Origin of the sequence: Mesorhizobium sp. M6A.T.Cr.TU.016.01.1.1, assembly GCF_003952585.1 — a bacterium.
GTDB classification, from domain to species: domain Bacteria; phylum Pseudomonadota; class Alphaproteobacteria; order Rhizobiales; family Rhizobiaceae; genus Mesorhizobium; species Mesorhizobium mediterraneum.
In genome coordinates this window covers 2,388,125-2,403,641 of the sequence record NZ_CP034452.1, presented here as the reverse complement: position 1 = coordinate 2,403,641, position 15,517 = coordinate 2,388,125, and the positions used below count along the sequence as shown (strand labels likewise).

The window sequence follows — 15,517 nt, the reverse complement described above, 5'->3', positions numbered from 1 at the left end:
CCGTCATGCAGTCCACGGCCGGCCCTCGTGCTCGTTTCGTGGCAGGCGGCTGGATGCTCGTCGCCCTCGTCGGCGTGCCGGCGGTGCTCGCGGCATATCTCACCGCAGCCGGGCTTTTGCGCCTGTTGCCCGCCGACATGTGGTGGCAGTCGCTCGGGGCGACGGACTTTGCCGATCCGCGGCAGCTGCTTTACCGCCATGCCTTTCTGCCGCGTCTGGCGATCAGCCTGCTGGCCGGCGCGGCGCTCGGCCTGACCGGCACGCTGCTCCAGCAGGTGCTGCGCAATCCGCTCGCCGAGCCGACGACCATCGGCACCAATGCAGGCGCGACCGTCGCCCTGACGATCGCCACGCTCTACGCGCCGTGGATGCTGGAGCAAGGTCGCGAATGGGTGGCGCTCGCCGGCGGCGCCCTGTCGACGCTGGCGGTTTTGGCGCTGGCTCAGGGCCGGAGTTTCTCGCCGGTCGCGATCATCATTTCCGGCCTGGTGGTCAGCCTGACATGCAGTTCGGCGAGCGCTCTGCTGATGGCAGCCAATCGCGAATATTCCGAGGAGCTTTTCATCTGGCAGAGCGGTTCGCTGATCCAGAACGGCGACGCCGTGGTGCTCGGCTTCGCGCCATGGCTCGCGGTGGCCGGCATTGCTGCCTTCGTTCTGCTCCGGCCGCTACGGCTTCTGGACCTGAGCGACGAGGGTGCGGAAAGCCTCGGCACGAAACCCGTGGTGACACGGCTGGCCGGGATGACTGTCGCCGTCGCGCTGAGCAGCATGGTGGTCGCAGCCGTCGGCGTCATCAGCTTCGTGGCGCTTGCGGCGCCGGCGCTGGTCAGGCTCGCCGGCGCACGGACCTTGCGCCAGCGCATGATCTGGGCGCCCCTAGCGGGCGCCGCGCTGTTGTGGCTGACCGACCGGCTGGTGCAGGTCGTGCCGTTCACCTCCGAAATCCCGGCAGGCGTGGCGACTGCTTTCCTCGGTGCGCCGCTGCTGTTTCTTCTCCTGCCGAAATTGCGCACCAGCCCGGATCGGGACGGCGCCATGCTGTCTTCCGTGCGCAGGCGAAGCGGGTGGGTCTATCTGCTGGCCGGCCTCCTCGCGATGGCGCTTCTTCTCTGCGCCGCGCTTGTTGTCGGGCGAGGCGCGGCCGGCTGGCCCGTGGCCTCGGCCGCCGAACTTGCCGACCTCCTGCCGCTCAGGGCGCCTCGCATCGCCGTCGCAGTTTCCGCTGGCATGATGCTGGGCGTGGCCGGCACGCTGATGCAGAGGATGACCGGCAATCCGATGGCGGCGCCCGAGGTGCTGGGTGTTTCCGGCGGCGCCTCGCTAGGCATCCTGCTGCTCTTCGTCGCGACTTCTGATGTCAGCCGCCCGGCAATGATCGCGGCCGGTCTCGTCGGGGCTCTGGCCAGCCTGGCGATGATTTCGCAGACCGGCCGCCGGCAACCCATCGCGAATGATCGGCTGCTGCTTTCCGGTGTCGCCGTGGCGACGATGGCATCGGCATTCTCGGCGGTGCTGCTCGCCAGCGGCGATCCTCGGCTCGATACGCTCATCGGCTGGCTATCCGGCTCCACCTACCGGGCCACCGCCGCCGATGCCACAATCGCAGCTGTGACGGCAATTGCTCTGCTGGCCGTCGTGCCCCTCACAATCCGCTGGCTGGAAATCCTGCCGCTTGGAGAAGCCGCCTCGCGCGGGCTCGGGCTTAGCCTCTTTCGCGTTCGGGTCATCCTCCTGGTGCTTATTGCGGTGCCGACGACAGTAGCCACGCTTGTCATCGGACCGCTGAGCTTCGTCGGATTGATGGCGCCGCACCTGGCCCGCATGCTCGGCTTCCAACGCGCCTTGCCGCCGCTTTTCGCATCCGCGATCGTTGGCGGGATGATCCTTGTTTTGGCCGACTGGGCCGGCCGGACGCTCATTTTCCCATGGCAGATTCCGGCGGGCCTGCTGGCTGCCCTGGTCGGAGGGCCTTATTTCATGGTGCTGATGTGGAAAGGCCGGCAATGAGCGCTGGCCTTCGCACCGTCAAGCGCTACCGGCTGGCGGCCAGATAGCGTCGGAAGATCCCACTGTTAGCCGGCTCCGTTAGGGATCAGCACACGACCACGCCCTGCCGCGAATTTTAGTGGCGGCACCACCCTATGTTTCCGAAGACAGATCGCAAATTCACGAAACCGGTTTAGTAAAGCGGTTTACAAACCCTGTTGCCTATGCTGAACTCTCGGCTGTTGGGAGAAGTCGATATGAGGGCCGCAGACGTTTGCACTGTTGAAGGAATGTGGCCGAGCCTCCGATGAAAAAGCCCGCTGCATCGACGATCAGGAATGTGGCGCACGCGGCCGGCGTCTCGGTCACCACCGTGTCACGTCACCTGAACGGCCGTATCAAGCTGCCCGCGGAAACCAGCGAGCGCATCAGAGCCGCCGTGGCGAAGCTGGAGTATCGCCCCAACGCCATCGCGCGACGCCTCAGCAAAGGCCGCAGCGAAACCATCGGCCTGATCGTTTCCGACATCTCCTACCCATTTTTCGCCGCCATCGCGAGTTCGGCGGAAGAGGAAGCGAGCCGTCTCGGCTATAGCCTGGTGATGTTCAACAGCCGCAACATCGCCGCCAAGGAACTGGCCTTCCTGTCGCGCATCGACGACGCACAGGTGGACGGCATCCTGCTGATGACCAACCATCCGGACGATGGCGCGCTCGTCGAGAAGATCAATGCCTGCAGCAACGTCGTCCTGGTCGACGAGGATGTTCCGGGCGCCATGGCGCCGCGACTGTTTGCCGATAACCGTCTCGGCGCCCAGCTTGCCACCGATCATCTTCTGGCGCATGGGCACGAGACGATCGCCTTCGTCGGCGGCCCGCCGGCGCTGCTCAGCAGCAGGGAACGGTTCGGCGCCTTCAAGGACAGTCTCAAGAATAGCGGCCTGAGGGTGAATCCCGATCACGTCTTCTTCGGCGACTACGACGAACAGTCAGGCCTGCGTGCCATACTGCAGTTCGCCGCACTCGACAATCCGCCGACCGCCATCTTCGCCTCCGCCGACATGCTGGCGCTGGGGATTTTGCAAGGCTGCCGCAAGCTCGGCATCACCGTGCCGGCCGAGCTGTCGCTGGTCGGGTTCGACGACATCCGCAATGTCGATCTTCTCGATCCGCCGCTGACGGCCATCCACCAATCCGCCGAGGAATTCGGGCGCCGGGCGGTTGGCCTGCTGATCGACCACATCAACGGCGCCGAGATTCCGGACGTGGCGCCGGTCGCGGTGAAGCTTGTCGTGCGCCACTCCGTGGCCGCGCCGCGCAAGGCGCATTGGAGACTGGCAGGAAACGCCTCAGCGGAAAATCGACCGCCGGCAAGAGTGGGAATCTAGGCCATGATCCCGAAAAGATCATGGCCAAGAAAGACAACAGAGACGGATTAAATCCGCGAAGACATGCAGTCACCATCAACAATGGGAGAATGAAAAATGACAATCTCGCATTTCGCACAAGACGCGGCGCAGATCGCGCTGGAAAAATTCAACCGCGGTGAGATCGATCGCCGATCTTTCCTCTTTGCCCTCGGCGGCCTCGGACTTGCGGCCGCCTTCAAGCCGGGTGTTGCCCAGGCCGACGCCTCCGAAATCGTCGTCTGCAACTGGGGCGGTGCCGCGGCGGACGCCTTCGCCAAGGCCTATGGCGACCCCTTCACCAAGAAGAGCGGCATGAAAGTGGTGATCGACGGGGCCGGGCCAGCGGTCGGAACAATCAGGGCCATGGTCGAGTCCGGCAAGGTCATCTGGGACGCCACCGACGGCGGCATGATCGACTCGCTGACACTGGGCAAGGGCAATCTGGTCGAGCCGATCGACTACACGATCGTCGACAAATCGCAGGTGCCCGAGAATTTCGCCGGCGAGTTCGGCGTCTCGAACTATGTCTATTCGAACGTGCTCGCCTATGACGCCGAGGCGACCAAGGGCACAGCACCCACCGGCTGGGCCGACTTCTTCGACACGGCGAAATTCCCCGGCAAACGCACCATGTGCAAATGGATCCAGGGCCAGCTCGAATTCGTCCTCATGGCGGACGGCGTCGCGCCCGCCGACCTTTATCCGCTCGATGTCGACCGGGCGTTCAAGAAGCTGAAGCCGATGCTTGCCGACATCATCTTCTGGGAAGGCGGCGCGCAGACACAGCAATTGTTCCGCGAGGGCGAAGTCGTGATGGGCAACATCTGGCACACCCGCGCCAACCTGCTCAACAAGGAGACGCCCGACAAGTTCAAATGGATCTGGGAACAGAACATCCTTTCGGCCAGCGCATGGTCGGTTCCCAAGGGCAATCCCGCCGGCAAGAAAGTGTTCGATTTCATCAATTCGACACTCGATCCGGCAGGCCAGCTCGTGCTGCTGCAGATCATGGGCAACGGGCCTTCCAATCCCAAGACCCTGGCCTTGATGACGCCGGCGGACGCCGCCGTGAACCCGACGACGAAGGAGAACGCGGCCTCGCAGATCATGCTCAACCCCGCCTATTACGCGGAACACGAGACCGAGCTCCAGAACAAGTATCTGGATTTCATCTCGAGCTGATTGACGAGCCAACAGGGAAGGGCTGCCGCCGGCAAGGCGGCGGCCCCTCATCCGATGCGAATTTGATCCGATGCGCAATTTCAAGACAACAGCTCTGCTGCTGACCGTTCCCGCCAGCCTGGTGGCGATCGGCCTCTATGCAGCGCCGATCCTGCAGGTTCTGGCATTGAGCCTGACCGAGCCGAAGTTCGGCCTTGCCAACTACCAGAGCCTGTTCGCCAACGCAGCCGTGGGCCGCGTCGTCATGACGACGCTCAAAGTGTCTCTGATGACGACGGTGCTGACCGTGCTGGCGAGTTACGTCGTCGCCTTCGCCATCATCCATATGTCGGCAGGCTGGCGCCGCATCTCGCTGTTCCTGGTGCTGGTGCCGTTCTGGATATCGGTGCTGGTCAGGGCATTTTCCTGGATCACCATCTTGCGCCGGCGCGGCGTTCTCAACAGCGCTTTGATGGAGATGGGCGTCATCTCGAGCCCGCTCGACCTCGTCTATAATCTCTTCGGCGTCACCATCGGCATGGTGCACTACATGATGCCGTTCGCCATCCTGCTGCTCTATGCCAATTTGTCGGACATCGACCGCCGTATCATGCAGGCGGCGCGCTCGCTAGGCGCACGCCCGGCCACGATCTTCTGGCGCGTCTGGCTGCCGCTCAGCCTGCCCGGCATCGCGCTTGCGACTCTGTTCGTCTTCGTCTTCTCACTCGGCTTCCTGGTCACGCCTGCTCTGCTCGGCGCCGGCAAAACCCTGATGATCGCCGAATACATCTCGGTTCAGATATCGAGCACCTCGCGCTGGGATCTGGCAACATCGCTGTCGACGATGCTGCTTCTGGTGGTCGGCATTATTGTCTTCGCTGCCATGCGCAGCCCGGCGCTGCGCGCCGCCTTCGTCGCGAGGCCGCAGCAATGAGGCTTCGGCGCATCATAGAAGTCGGCCTGCCGCGCCTGCTCGCCTGGTGCCTGCTCGGCTTCCTGTTCGTTCCGATCCTGGTGGTGATCCCGGTCGCGCTCACCGACCGCGATTACCTGTCGCTGCCGCAGGACGGCATTTCGATGGAGCATTTCGCGGCACTGACCGACTGGAGCAAGGGCTGGCTGCCAAGCATGCTGACCAGCGCCGGCATCGCGCTGGCCTGCGCCGCGATCGCCACGGCTCTCGGCGTCGCCTTCGCCGTCGGCGCCTGGGCGGCGGGCGGCTGGTGGCCGTCCCTGATGCGCATCCTCCTGCTGTCGCCGATGATCGTGCCGCCGATCATCTACGCGGTCGGCATGGTCAAGCTCTGGGCGCGGCTGTCGCTGCTCGACAGCTACACCGGCGTCGTCCTGGTGCATGTCGTGCTGGCCCTGCCGCTGACCGTGCTGGCCATCGGCGCGTCGCTCTCCAACCTCGACCAGCGGCTGGTGCAGGCGGCGAGAAGCCTCGGCGCCAGGCCGATGACCGTGTTCGGCAAGGTGATCCTGCCGAATATCGTTCCCGGCGTTGCCGCCGGCGCCCTGCTCGCCTTTGTCGCGTCCTGGGACGAGATCACGGTGACGCTGTTCATCACCGGACGCGCCGTCGTCACGCTGCCGCGCCGCATCTGGACGAGCATCCAGGATGCCGTCGACCCGGCGCTGGCGGCGATCGCCACCGTCCTGCTCGTCGTCACCGTGCTGGCGCTGGTCGCACGAGCGCTGATCGAACGCAGGCAACGGCAACGGAAATTCTAAATTCAAACACCTCGGAAACAGATCGAAAGGAAAGGAATACCCATGAGCACCGCGATGAGCGACAACGAATACCGTGAGAACAAGTTCTTCAGCATCTTCGGCTCCGTTCCGGAACCGGGCTTCGACACCGCTGAGGAGCAGATCCCGGTATGGGGCCGCCATTGGGGCTGCTCGAACGATGTCGGCAAGCTGCGCGCCGTCCTGATGCATCGCCCCGGCGACGAGCTTTCCGTCGTCGAGAACAAGCCGATGCCCGAAGTCGGCGGCTTCGGCGATCCGGAAAAAGGCTGGTACTGGATGGGCCGCACCATGCCCGACCTGCCCGCCATGCAGCGCGCCCACGACGAATTCACCGGTTTGCTGCGTTCGGAAGGCGTCGACGTCATTCTCGTCGACAAGGCCGCTCCCGGCGCGATGAAGCAGATCTACACGCGCGACAGCGTCATCGGCATTCCGGGCGGCGCCATCGTCACCCGCCTGGCGCGGCGGGTGCGCCGCGGCGAGGAACTGCCGGTGACACGGGCGCTGGCCAAGGCCGGATGCCCGATCCTCGGCACCATCCACGGATCGGCCGTCTTCGAAGGCGGCGGCTTTGCCTTCATCGATGCCAAGACCGCCGTCTGCACGGTCTCAATCGCCTGCAACCCGGAAGGCGTGCGGCAGGTCGAGAGCATCCTCGCCGGCCTCGGCGTGACGCTGATCAAGGTGCCGATGCCCGGATACCGTATTCACATCGACGGCGCTTTCATTATGGTCGACGTCGAGACGGCGATCGTCAATGTCAACGAACTGCCCTACCCGTTCATTGAATATCTGGAGAAGCGCGGCATCAAGATGATCGAACTGCCTCCCGAGGACAGCGCCATGTCGCTCAACTGCCTGGCCGTCGCGCCCGGCCGGGTGATCATGCATGGCAGCCGCTCGAAGCGCCTGGCCGACAGGCTCGACGCGGCCGGGATCACCGTGCTGACCTGCAATTACGAGACGGTCGAACTCGGCGGCGGCGGCCTGCATTGCTCGACCGCACCGCTGATCAGGGACCCGATCTGATATGGTCTCGAACTGATGGCATTGCTGGTCATCGACGATCTCGAAAAGACTTATGACAAGGTCACCGCCTTGACCGGGATCGACCTCTCGGTCGAGGCGGGAGAGTTCGTCACCTTGCTCGGGCCCTCGGGGTCCGGCAAGACGACCTTGCTGATGTCGCTGGCCGGCTTCACCACGCCGAGCAAGGGGACGATCCGCCTCGACGGCAAGGACATCACCCATGTCGACCCCGAGGACCGCAATTTCGGCTTCGTCTTCCAGGGTTATGCGCTGTTCCCGCATCTCTCCGTCGCCAACAACATCGCCTTCTCCCTCCGCGTCCGCAAATGGGAGAAGCCGAAGATCGCCGCGCGGGTGGCCGAAATGCTGTCGCTGGTCGGCCTCGACAATCTGGCCGAGCGCAAGCCGCGCGAATTGTCGGGCGGCCAGCAGCAGCGCGTTGCCATCGCCCGCGCCCTGGCCTTCGGGCCGCGCATCCTTTTGCTCGACGAGCCGCTTTCGGCGCTCGACCGCATGCTGCGCGAATCCATGCAGAAGGAACTGAAACGGCTGCATCGCGAGACCGGGGTGACCTTCGTCTACGTTACCCACGATCAGGAGGAGGCGATCGCCATGTCCGATCGCATCGCGGTGTTCAATCATGGCCGCATCGTCGAAATCGGGCTGCCCCGCGACCTCTACAAAAAACCGTCGACGCGCTTCGTCGCCGGTTTTCTCGGCGAGAACAATTTCCTGTCCGGCCATCGTGCCGATGATGACGAGACGATGGTCGAGGCGTTCGGCACGCGCTTCGGTTCTGCCCCCGTCAAGGGCCGCCGTGAGCGCCCCGGCGACACACTCACTGTCTGGGTGCGCCCCGAGGACATCCGCATCGGGCAGGCAACGGACGACGAGATCGGCTTTCGCGCGACGGTCGTCGAGAATTCCTTTGTCGGCGCGCTGGAACGCATCCTGCTCAAGACGGCGACCGGCGAACAGATGGTTGCGACGCTGCGCTCGGAAGCAGCCGTCGCGGCCGTTCCCGGACAAGTCATCGACTGCCGCATTGACCCGTCCGCTATCGGCGTCCTGCCGAACGAAACCCGGGGGTCTTGAGCCGACGAAACATATCTCGCTGGAGAAGAGAGAAAAATGATCAAGGCGACGCCTTTCGATTTTCCCTACGACGGCAGGCTGGTGCCTGGACATACTGCTCTTGTCGTCATCGACATGCAGGAGGATTTCCTGTCGACATCTGGCTATTTCGCCAAGCAGGGATACGATCCGAGCCCGCTGCGAGCCATCCTGCCGACGGTCAACCGCCTGATCGCGGCCGCCCGCGCGGCAGGCCTGAAAATCATCCACACTAGGCAAGGCTACCGGGCCGACATGGCCGACATGACGCCTTATGAGAAATGGCGCCGCAAACGGGCCGGCCTTGAGGGTACCGACATCCTGCTGCGTTCGAGCCCCGGCTTCCAGATCGTTCCCGAGATCGACGTCGCGCCTGAGGACATCATCGTCGACAAGACCTGCAATGGCGCTTTCACCTACACCGATTTCGAGCACGTGCTGCGCGCGCAGGGCATCACGCATCTGCTGTTTTCAGGATGCACGACCGATGTCTGCGTGCACACGACCTTGCGCGAGGCCTGCGACCGGAATTTCCAGTGCCTGACGATCACGGATGCTTGCGCCAGCGGCGACAGATATGCGCATGAGGCTGCACTCCACATGGTGACGGTCGAAAATGGGATTTTCGGCGCGCTGACCGATTCAAGCGCCGTTATCGCGGCGCTGTCGCTACTCTCCGGCAAGGCGCACTGATATGCCCGAAGATACTGCCGACACACCCGCCGCAGCCAAGACCGGCCGGCTTTACGTCTCGCTGATGCGGTTGACCGACAAGGGGCTGGCTGAGCTTGCCGGCAGCCCCAATCGCCGGAAAATCAGCGAGGGGCGGGTTGCCGCACTTGGCGGCAAATCCGTCGCCTTCTATGCCACGCTCGGCGCCTATGACTTCGTTCAGGTTTTTGAAATGCCTGATAACGAGGCCATGATGCAGTATGTGCTGACGGCCCGGCGCGACGGCTTCGTCGAGCCTCTCATTCTGCCGGCGTTCGACCCGCCGACCTTCGGCGACATTGTCGAACGCGTCTTGAAATAGCCAGCGTTCAGCCTGCGGCACGTGTTTCCCGGACCACGCGGGACGCAAACGCCTCGGGCTGCGGGGCATCGGCCTCGCGACGCGCCAGCGAGTTGCGCAACAGCGCGATCACCTCGCGGCCAGCCGTCGCGATTTCGCGCGGCCTGTCGACGCCAACGATCATGAATTCCTGGATTCCCAAGGCCGCATAAGGAAGCAGCGCCAGCGCGACCTGCGCCGGAGGCCCGGCAATTTCGACCGCCTTCTGACAGGCGGCGTTGTCCTCCGAACGGATCCGGACGGGAAGCGCGAAACGCAGCTTGCCGGCCCGGCCGTGTTCGGCGGCGGCACTGCGCACCCGCTCCATCAGCTGCCGGATCTCATCGAGCGAACCTGGCGTCAGCTCGAAGACATCGGCATGCCGCCCGGCGACCCTGAGCGCCGTTCCGGACTGTCCGCCCATGCGGATGGTCATGTCGGCGCCATGCGGTCCCTTGCGCGGCACATAGCCGGCCCTGACGCTGTAGAAGGCGCCCTCATGATCGAACGGCCTGTCGTTCGACCATAACCGCTTCAGCAGCACCAGATATTCGTCGATCCGCTGCCAGACCACCGTATCGCCGACCGGACGTGCCTCGGCGTCGTCGTCGCTCAGCGGCTCGCTGAGCATCCTGAGCGACAGCCGACCGCCACTTTCTGCGTCGAGGGCCGCCAATTGCCGCGCCGCCACCGTCGGCTCGATCACACCCGCCCAATGTGCGAGAACGACCTCCAGCGATGAGGTGCGGCTCAGCGCCTGGGCGGCAATATCCATATTGGTCAGCAGCCCAGCCGGATCGTCGACGACGATCTTTTGGAAACCGATGTCCTCGACCAGCGACAGCTTTGTCGCGGTTTCCGCAAAATCGTAGAAAAACGGCACGGTTGAGTCGGCGGGGTGAGCTTTACCGGGAACATGCGTGAACTCGATCGGCATTGCCATCTCCTCCATCACGTTGGGATCACGGACGCGCAAAGGCGCACCTGAATTCGGTTCATTCAACTCCGGTATTCTGAAAGCGGCAGGTCGCTACCCCCTGATCATCCAGGACCCGACGGCTCGGGACTTCATGGTCAAGGGATAAGGCCCAGAACAACCGCTCCGGTGAACACAAACGCAAGGGCAAAAACGAGGTAGGCAAAGGCGCCTGCATAGGCCGGCCGCCAAGTCTGGTCAGAACCAAGCCTTTGGCCTTTGCGGGCAGTCCGGGCGTTCTGGAAATAGGACATATCGACCTCCGTCTTCGGCGGTTAATCTATAAAATCAGTAGACTTTGTCGAGTGCTATTTTCCAGCGATTCTTAGAATATTTTTCTCAATTCTGATGATAATTTGGTTTGTTTTCTGCTTAGAGCTATGCTTCCGAGCCTGATCGGCCAAGTGATAAAAACCCCGGGCTCCTGCAGGCGGAGGGACGGGGATGGGCGGAGCGGCCTCCTATTTGCTGGGCGGCCTGTAAGCTTCCAGACCGAACAGCATCAGCACGAGCGACACCAGGAAGAAGCCGACCGCAACGCCGAGCGCGATCCGGGCGTAGAGTTTGTAAACGTCGCTCATGATGGTGCCAAACACCCGTCGCGCCGGGACATCGGCTGGGCGCGATTTCTCGTCGAGATAAAGCCAGACTTCGGTGTGCTTGGGATTCTTGCTGCCTGCGGTCGTGGCTTTCCACATCAGCGCCAAAACCATGGTCAGCGTGAGGAACGCGCCGGCGCGGAAGGCGGATACCGGGTTGAAGGAGAAGCCGATCATGACACAGCCGATGGCAAGCGATCCGAACATTACGGCGCGCCCGATGCATCCCACAGCAACCCGCCTGATCTCGTCCATCGGCTGCCTCGGCAACAAACTGGCCGACAATGTGCGAGCGCTTCGACCGTATCAAATCACTTTAAGGCGAATATGCCGCCTGGACGGATGAACCTCCGGGATTCGGATGACGTGCGGGCGCAGCTCTGGACCGACCGGCGCACTTTGCGAGCGCCACAGCCTCGAATTTGGCCATCGACGCGGCCCGGCGGCGCTGGCGAACCGGAATGCGCTCGGCCAGTCGGACGGAATCGGCGGTGCTGGACTCATTGCCATGGACAGGGCTTAATGCTGCGCGGGGCTGGCGAGATTGCCGGGGGCGATTATGAGATCACCGCAGCAAATGACTGACGGCGGCGATGTTCTCGATGCTGTCGTCATCGGGGCCGGCTGGGCCGGCCTGGGTGTCAGCTATTGGCTGGCGCGACAGGGCCTGCGCCACAGCGTATTGGAGCGGGGCCGCATAGGAGAGGCCTGGCGCACACAGCGATGGGATTCATTTCGGATGAATACTCCCAACGTCCAGACCGTCATGCCGGGTGATTGCTATGACGGTCCGGATCCGGATGGTGCTCTGACGCGCGATCAGTTCGTCACTCTCCTTGAGGATTTCGCCGGGCGCAACGCGCTGCCGATCGAACCGGATACTGCGGTAAGCGAACTCACACACGAAAATGGCGCCTATCGGCTGACCACCTCACACGGCACGCTTTGGGCGCGCAATGTGATCGTTGCAAGCGGCAGCCTGAATTGTCCGGTGCGCCCGGTCTGGGCCACCGCGTTGTCGCCAGCTCTCCACCAGATCGACGCCTCCGGCTACCGCAGCGCTGCCGATCTGCCCGATGGAGCGGTGCTGGTGGTCGGAGGCGGCCAATCTGGTGTTCAGATCGCGGAGGAATTGGCGAACGTGGGTCGAACGGTCTTCCTTGCGACCAGTCGTGTCGGACGGCTCCCACGGCGCTACCGGGGTCGCGACATCATGGTCTGGCTGCTCGAAAGCGGGTTTCTCGACGTGCGCCGGGAGGAAGTCATTCGATTTGCGGGACGCATCCCGCCGCGTGGTGTGCTCGGGTCGATGCATACGATAAGCCTTCAGGCGCTGAGCGCCCAGGGTGTCGTGCTTCTTGGGCGCCTCACCGGCATCGAGGATGGCGGCAGCCTCTCGTTCGCCGACGATCTCGAAGCGAATGCCCGCTTTGCGGATGAAGCCTCCGAAAATGTCAAACGCCATGTCGACGACTATATCAGCCGCGCCGGGATCGATGCACCCGTTGCGGAGCCCGACCCGGCGGAGACGGTCGCGATGCGTCAGCCGAACCCGACGATCGGTTCGCTCGATCTCTCCCGCTCCGGCGTAACGAGCGTGGTGTGGTGCACGGGTTTTAGGGGCGATTTCAGTTGGATGAGGCTTCCCGGTGCGCTCGACAGCGCGGGACAGCCTGTTCACGCGGATGGCGTGGCCGCCCTGCCGGGCCTTTACTTCGCAGGGCTGGACTTCGCCTCCACACGCAAGTCAGGCATCATCTTGGCGATCGCCGAGGAAGCACCTCGCCTTGTCGAACATATCGCAAGGCATTCGTGGCCGCCTTTGGCATAGTCAAGAAGCTCCTGACAGTCAGGGCCGGGATTAGTGTCAGAAGCCGGCAGATCGCCAGCCACCGCCTTGCGCCGCCATCAGGGTCACGTCTCGCCCCTTAGCGACGTTCCCACTGAGCGAAGGCAAAGGCCCCCAACGATCAGCCAATAACTTCGCTCCTGCATGACTGAATGTCTGCTATGATTACCGCTGGAAGCGATCGGTCCCACTTCCGGCCCGAGCTAGTCGAAGATAGGCGAGGACCCAAATGACCGCTTGTGGCGCATTACAGCCGACATCGCGGCCGCCCTCCACTTGCGCGGCGTTCAACGTCTTTTCGCGGTCCGCGCTTCTCTCCAGGATCGGCTATGCTGCAGGGCAAGCAAGATCGACCTTTCCGGCATCGACAGAGCGCTGTCTCGGCAAGCCGGGACATCCGGCAGAGGAATGCTATCGGCTATGCCGAAGGGGACGAAATTGAAGCCGGCTACCGGCGCGACACCGCTGATAGCGATTGCGGCTGCGGCCGTCGACACCGAAACAACCGGGCCCGACGCCACAAAGGCACGCGTGATCCAGATCGGCGCGGTCGGCATCGCGCATGGCAAGGTCGTCCGGGAACGTCAGCTCGATCTCCTCATCGATCCCGGCGAAGCGATCCCGTCCGAGGTCTCGCTCGTCCACGGCATCACGGATGCCGATGTTGACGGGGCCGGGAGCTTCCTGGACGCATGGGCGCAATTCCAGGAGTTCGTCGGGGACCGTATCCTCGTCGGCCACTCGATCGGCTTCGATCTGGCGGTATGGGAGCGCGAATGCCGACGCGCCCGTTTGCCCTGGAAAAAGCCTCGGGCGCTGTGCGTCCGGCTTCTTGCAACCATAGCAAATCCCAATCTGGCAGACCATTCGCTGGAAACGATCGCCGCCTGGCTTCGCCTGGAGATAGTTGGCCGCCATTCGGCTCTGGGCGATGCGATCGCGGCGGGAGACATCTTTGCCGCGCTGATTCCGGAGTTGCGCAAGCGCAACATCCGAACACTCGGAGAGGCAGAGGTCGCCTGCCTTGCCCTTTCGGACGCTCTCGAAGCCGGCCATCGCGCCGGCTGGGCCGAGCCGGTGTCGCGACCCCAGGCTCCCGCGTTTCAGCCGGTTGATCCCTATGCCTATCGCCATCGCGTCGGCAGCCTGATGAGCGGCCCCCCGGTCGTGGTGAAGTCGACTAAGCCGACAAGGCAGGTCATCGACCTCATGGTGAAGCGCAAGATCAGCTCGGTCCTGGTGTCCGACCGAGGAACGCCGGATCAGCCGATTGAGGACTATGGCATCGTTACCGAGCGTGACCTGCTGCGCCGCATATCGTCCGACGCCGAGCGCGCCTTTGACATGCCGGTCGCAAGCATCGCAACGCGACCGCTGATAAGCATCCGCGCCGCCGCCTTCGCTTATCGGGCGATCGGCCGCATGGATCGGCTGAAAGTCCGCCACCTCGCCGTCCGCGATGACGGCGGCATGCTGGTCGGCGTGCTTTCGTCGCGTGACCTGCTGAGGCTCCGCGCCGCCGCTGCCATCGATCTCGACGACACGATCGAGCATGCCAAGGACGCCGCCGAGCTGGCGGCCACCTGGTCGATGCTGCCGGGCGTGGTGCGTTCGCTGATCGGCGAGGCGATCGACCCGCGCGTGGTGGCGGAAATCATCAGCGACGAACTTTGCTCCCTTACCCGCCGCGCCGCCGTGCTTGCCGAACAACAGATGCTAATCGAAGGCCACGGCCCGCCGCCCTGCGCCTATGCCATGCTCGTGCTCGGCTCGGGTGGCCGTGGCGAAAGCCTGATGGCCCCAGACCAGGACAACGCAATCGTCTTCGCAGATGGCGAGCCGGATGGGCCCGAAGACAGCTGGTTCAAAATTCTCGGCGCCAAGCTCGCCGACATGCTCGACATATCAGGCGTACCGTATTGCAAAGGCGGGGTAATGGCTGCGAACGCCGCGTTCCGCGGAAGTCTCGACACCTGGAAAGCGCGCGTCGAAGATTGGGTTCGCCGCCTACGGCCGGAGGACCTGCTCAACGTCGATATCGTCTACGATCTGCGGCCGGTTCACGGCGACACGACGCTGGCCGCACAGTTCATCGAATATGCATATGAGCGTGGCCACGCCGAGCCGGTGTTCGCAAAGCTTCTCGGCGAGCAGATGACAACCGGCAATCCCTTCACTGTTTTTGGCGGCTTTCAGCTTGAAGATGGCCGGCTGAACATCAAAAAGCATGGGCTTTTTCCGATCGTCGCGACCGCACGCACGCTTGCAATTCGCCATGGCATCCGCGAGCGGAGCACACGTGCCCGGCTCGAGAAACTAATCGCGCTGGATATTGGCGGCGAGCGCGACATGAAGGCGATGCTGGCTGGTCATGCCATGCTGATCGGCTTGCTGCTCGCTCAGCAGACGCATGACATCTACGCCGGTATACCGGTATCCAACCGCATCGAGGTCAATGCCCTGACGCGCGAGCAGCAAATAGAGCTCAAGAGCCTCATCAAGCGCCTTCAGTCGGCACCCGACCTGGTGCGGGACCTGATGTTCGCATAGCCGGCGACGCTCGGACAGTGCAAGGCCGAAGGCGAAGC

The 15,517-nt window shown here is 63.5% G+C and carries 14 protein-coding genes; 11 read left to right on the top strand and 3 right to left on the bottom strand.

Annotated elements, in window-relative coordinates; translation table 11 throughout:
- Positions 1–53: 53 nt before the first annotated feature.
- From fhuB to EJ075_RS11385, 9 genes are all read left to right on the top strand, one after another.
- Entirely contained in the window at positions 54–2,009 is a 1,956-nt protein-coding gene (fhuB, locus tag EJ075_RS11425) for a Fe(3+)-hydroxamate ABC transporter permease FhuB (RefSeq protein WP_164547082.1), read from the top strand.
- A 286-nt stretch (positions 2,010–2,295) separates the two neighbouring features.
- On the top strand, positions 2,296–3,375 hold the full coding sequence (locus EJ075_RS11420) for a LacI family DNA-binding transcriptional regulator (protein WP_126104417.1): 1,080 nt from the start codon (positions 2,296–2,298) through the stop codon (positions 3,373–3,375).
- 96 nt (positions 3,376–3,471) lie between these two features.
- The gene (locus tag EJ075_RS11415) at positions 3,472–4,578 is read left to right on the top strand and encodes an ABC transporter substrate-binding protein (protein ID WP_095484994.1); all 1,107 of its coding nucleotides are present in this window, start codon (positions 3,472–3,474) and stop codon (positions 4,576–4,578) included.
- Positions 4,579–4,648: 70 nt separating this feature from the next.
- Positions 4,649–5,491: an ABC transporter permease gene (locus EJ075_RS11410; RefSeq protein WP_095484993.1), complete on the top strand. Its 843-nt coding sequence runs from the start codon at positions 4,649–4,651 to the stop codon at positions 5,489–5,491.
- On the top strand, positions 5,488–6,291 hold the full coding sequence (locus tag EJ075_RS11405; protein WP_095484992.1) for an ABC transporter permease subunit: 804 nt from the start codon (positions 5,488–5,490) through the stop codon (positions 6,289–6,291). The genes EJ075_RS11410 and EJ075_RS11405 overlap by 4 nt, the downstream gene beginning before the upstream one ends.
- Positions 6,292–6,333: 42 nt before the next feature.
- A complete protein-coding gene (locus tag EJ075_RS11400) occupies positions 6,334–7,341 on the top strand; it encodes an arginine deiminase family protein (RefSeq protein ID WP_006327249.1) in 1,008 nt (335 codons plus the stop codon).
- A 15-nt stretch (positions 7,342–7,356) separates the two neighbouring features.
- A complete protein-coding gene (locus tag EJ075_RS11395) occupies positions 7,357–8,436 on the top strand; it encodes an ABC transporter ATP-binding protein (RefSeq protein ID WP_095484990.1) in 1,080 nt (359 codons plus the stop codon).
- Between the two features lie 36 nt (positions 8,437–8,472).
- Positions 8,473–9,147 carry an isochorismatase family cysteine hydrolase gene (locus EJ075_RS11390; RefSeq protein ID WP_126104416.1) on the top strand — a complete coding sequence of 225 codons (675 nt, stop codon included), beginning with the start codon at positions 8,473–8,475 and terminating at the stop codon, positions 9,145–9,147.
- Between the two features lies 1 nt (position 9,148).
- Positions 9,149–9,487, top strand: a complete 339-nt coding sequence (locus EJ075_RS11385; protein WP_126104415.1) for a GYD domain-containing protein — start codon at positions 9,149–9,151, stop codon at positions 9,485–9,487.
- 7 nt (positions 9,488–9,494) lie between these two features.
- Here the strand turns inward: EJ075_RS11385 and EJ075_RS11380 are convergent, their stop codons facing one another.
- The 3 genes from EJ075_RS11380 to EJ075_RS11370 form a co-directional block, all read right to left on the bottom strand.
- Positions 9,495–10,442, bottom strand: a complete 948-nt coding sequence (locus EJ075_RS11380; RefSeq protein ID WP_126104414.1) for an LLM class flavin-dependent oxidoreductase — start codon at positions 10,440–10,442, stop codon at positions 9,495–9,497.
- Positions 10,443–10,579: 137 nt separating this feature from the next.
- Positions 10,580–10,735 (bottom strand): hypothetical protein, encoded by a 156-nt coding sequence (locus tag EJ075_RS11375; protein ID WP_082982575.1) that lies wholly within the window; start codon positions 10,733–10,735, stop codon positions 10,580–10,582.
- A 207-nt stretch (positions 10,736–10,942) separates the two neighbouring features.
- On the bottom strand, positions 10,943–11,287 hold the full coding sequence (locus tag EJ075_RS11370) for a hypothetical protein (protein WP_245458140.1): 345 nt from the start codon (positions 11,285–11,287) through the stop codon (positions 10,943–10,945).
- A 370-nt stretch (positions 11,288–11,657) separates the two neighbouring features.
- On the opposite strand from EJ075_RS11370, the gene EJ075_RS11365 reads away from it, so the two are divergent.
- Positions 11,658–12,911, top strand: coding sequence for an NAD(P)/FAD-dependent oxidoreductase (locus EJ075_RS11365; RefSeq protein ID WP_164547081.1), 1,254 nt, complete (start codon positions 11,658–11,660; stop codon positions 12,909–12,911).
- A 438-nt stretch (positions 12,912–13,349) separates the two neighbouring features.
- Positions 13,350–15,479 (top strand): DUF294 nucleotidyltransferase-like domain-containing protein, encoded by a 2,130-nt coding sequence (locus EJ075_RS11360; RefSeq protein WP_245458139.1) that lies wholly within the window; start codon positions 13,350–13,352, stop codon positions 15,477–15,479.
- Positions 15,480–15,517 lie beyond the last annotated feature (38 nt).

Bases quoted from the DNA above. Each gene is read 5' to 3' on its own strand.
- fhuB (WP_164547082.1), top strand. From the start codon at position 54: ATGCTCGTCGCCCTCGTCGGCGTGCCGGCGGTGCTCGCGGCATATCTC.
- EJ075_RS11420 (WP_126104417.1), top strand. From the start codon at position 2,296: ATGAAAAAGCCCGCTGCATCGACGATCAGGAATGTGGCGCACGCGGCC.
- EJ075_RS11415 (WP_095484994.1), top strand. From the start codon at position 3,472: ATGACAATCTCGCATTTCGCACAAGACGCGGCGCAGATCGCGCTGGAA.
- EJ075_RS11410 (WP_095484993.1), top strand. From the start codon at position 4,649: ATGCGCAATTTCAAGACAACAGCTCTGCTGCTGACCGTTCCCGCCAGC.
- EJ075_RS11405 (WP_095484992.1), top strand. From the start codon at position 5,488: ATGAGGCTTCGGCGCATCATAGAAGTCGGCCTGCCGCGCCTGCTCGCC.
- EJ075_RS11400 (WP_006327249.1), top strand. From the start codon at position 6,334: ATGAGCACCGCGATGAGCGACAACGAATACCGTGAGAACAAGTTCTTC.
- EJ075_RS11395 (WP_095484990.1), top strand. From the start codon at position 7,357: ATGGCATTGCTGGTCATCGACGATCTCGAAAAGACTTATGACAAGGTC.
- EJ075_RS11390 (WP_126104416.1), top strand. From the start codon at position 8,473: ATGATCAAGGCGACGCCTTTCGATTTTCCCTACGACGGCAGGCTGGTG.
- EJ075_RS11385 (WP_126104415.1), top strand. From the start codon at position 9,149: ATGCCCGAAGATACTGCCGACACACCCGCCGCAGCCAAGACCGGCCGG.
- EJ075_RS11380 (WP_126104414.1), bottom strand. From the start codon at position 10,442: ATGCCGATCGAGTTCACGCATGTTCCCGGTAAAGCTCACCCCGCCGAC.
- EJ075_RS11375 (WP_082982575.1), bottom strand. From the start codon at position 10,735: ATGTCCTATTTCCAGAACGCCCGGACTGCCCGCAAAGGCCAAAGGCTT.
- EJ075_RS11370 (WP_245458140.1), bottom strand. From the start codon at position 11,287: ATGTTCGGATCGCTTGCCATCGGCTGTGTCATGATCGGCTTCTCCTTC.
- EJ075_RS11365 (WP_164547081.1), top strand. From the start codon at position 11,658: ATGACTGACGGCGGCGATGTTCTCGATGCTGTCGTCATCGGGGCCGGC.
- EJ075_RS11360 (WP_245458139.1), top strand. From the start codon at position 13,350: ATGCCGAAGGGGACGAAATTGAAGCCGGCTACCGGCGCGACACCGCTG.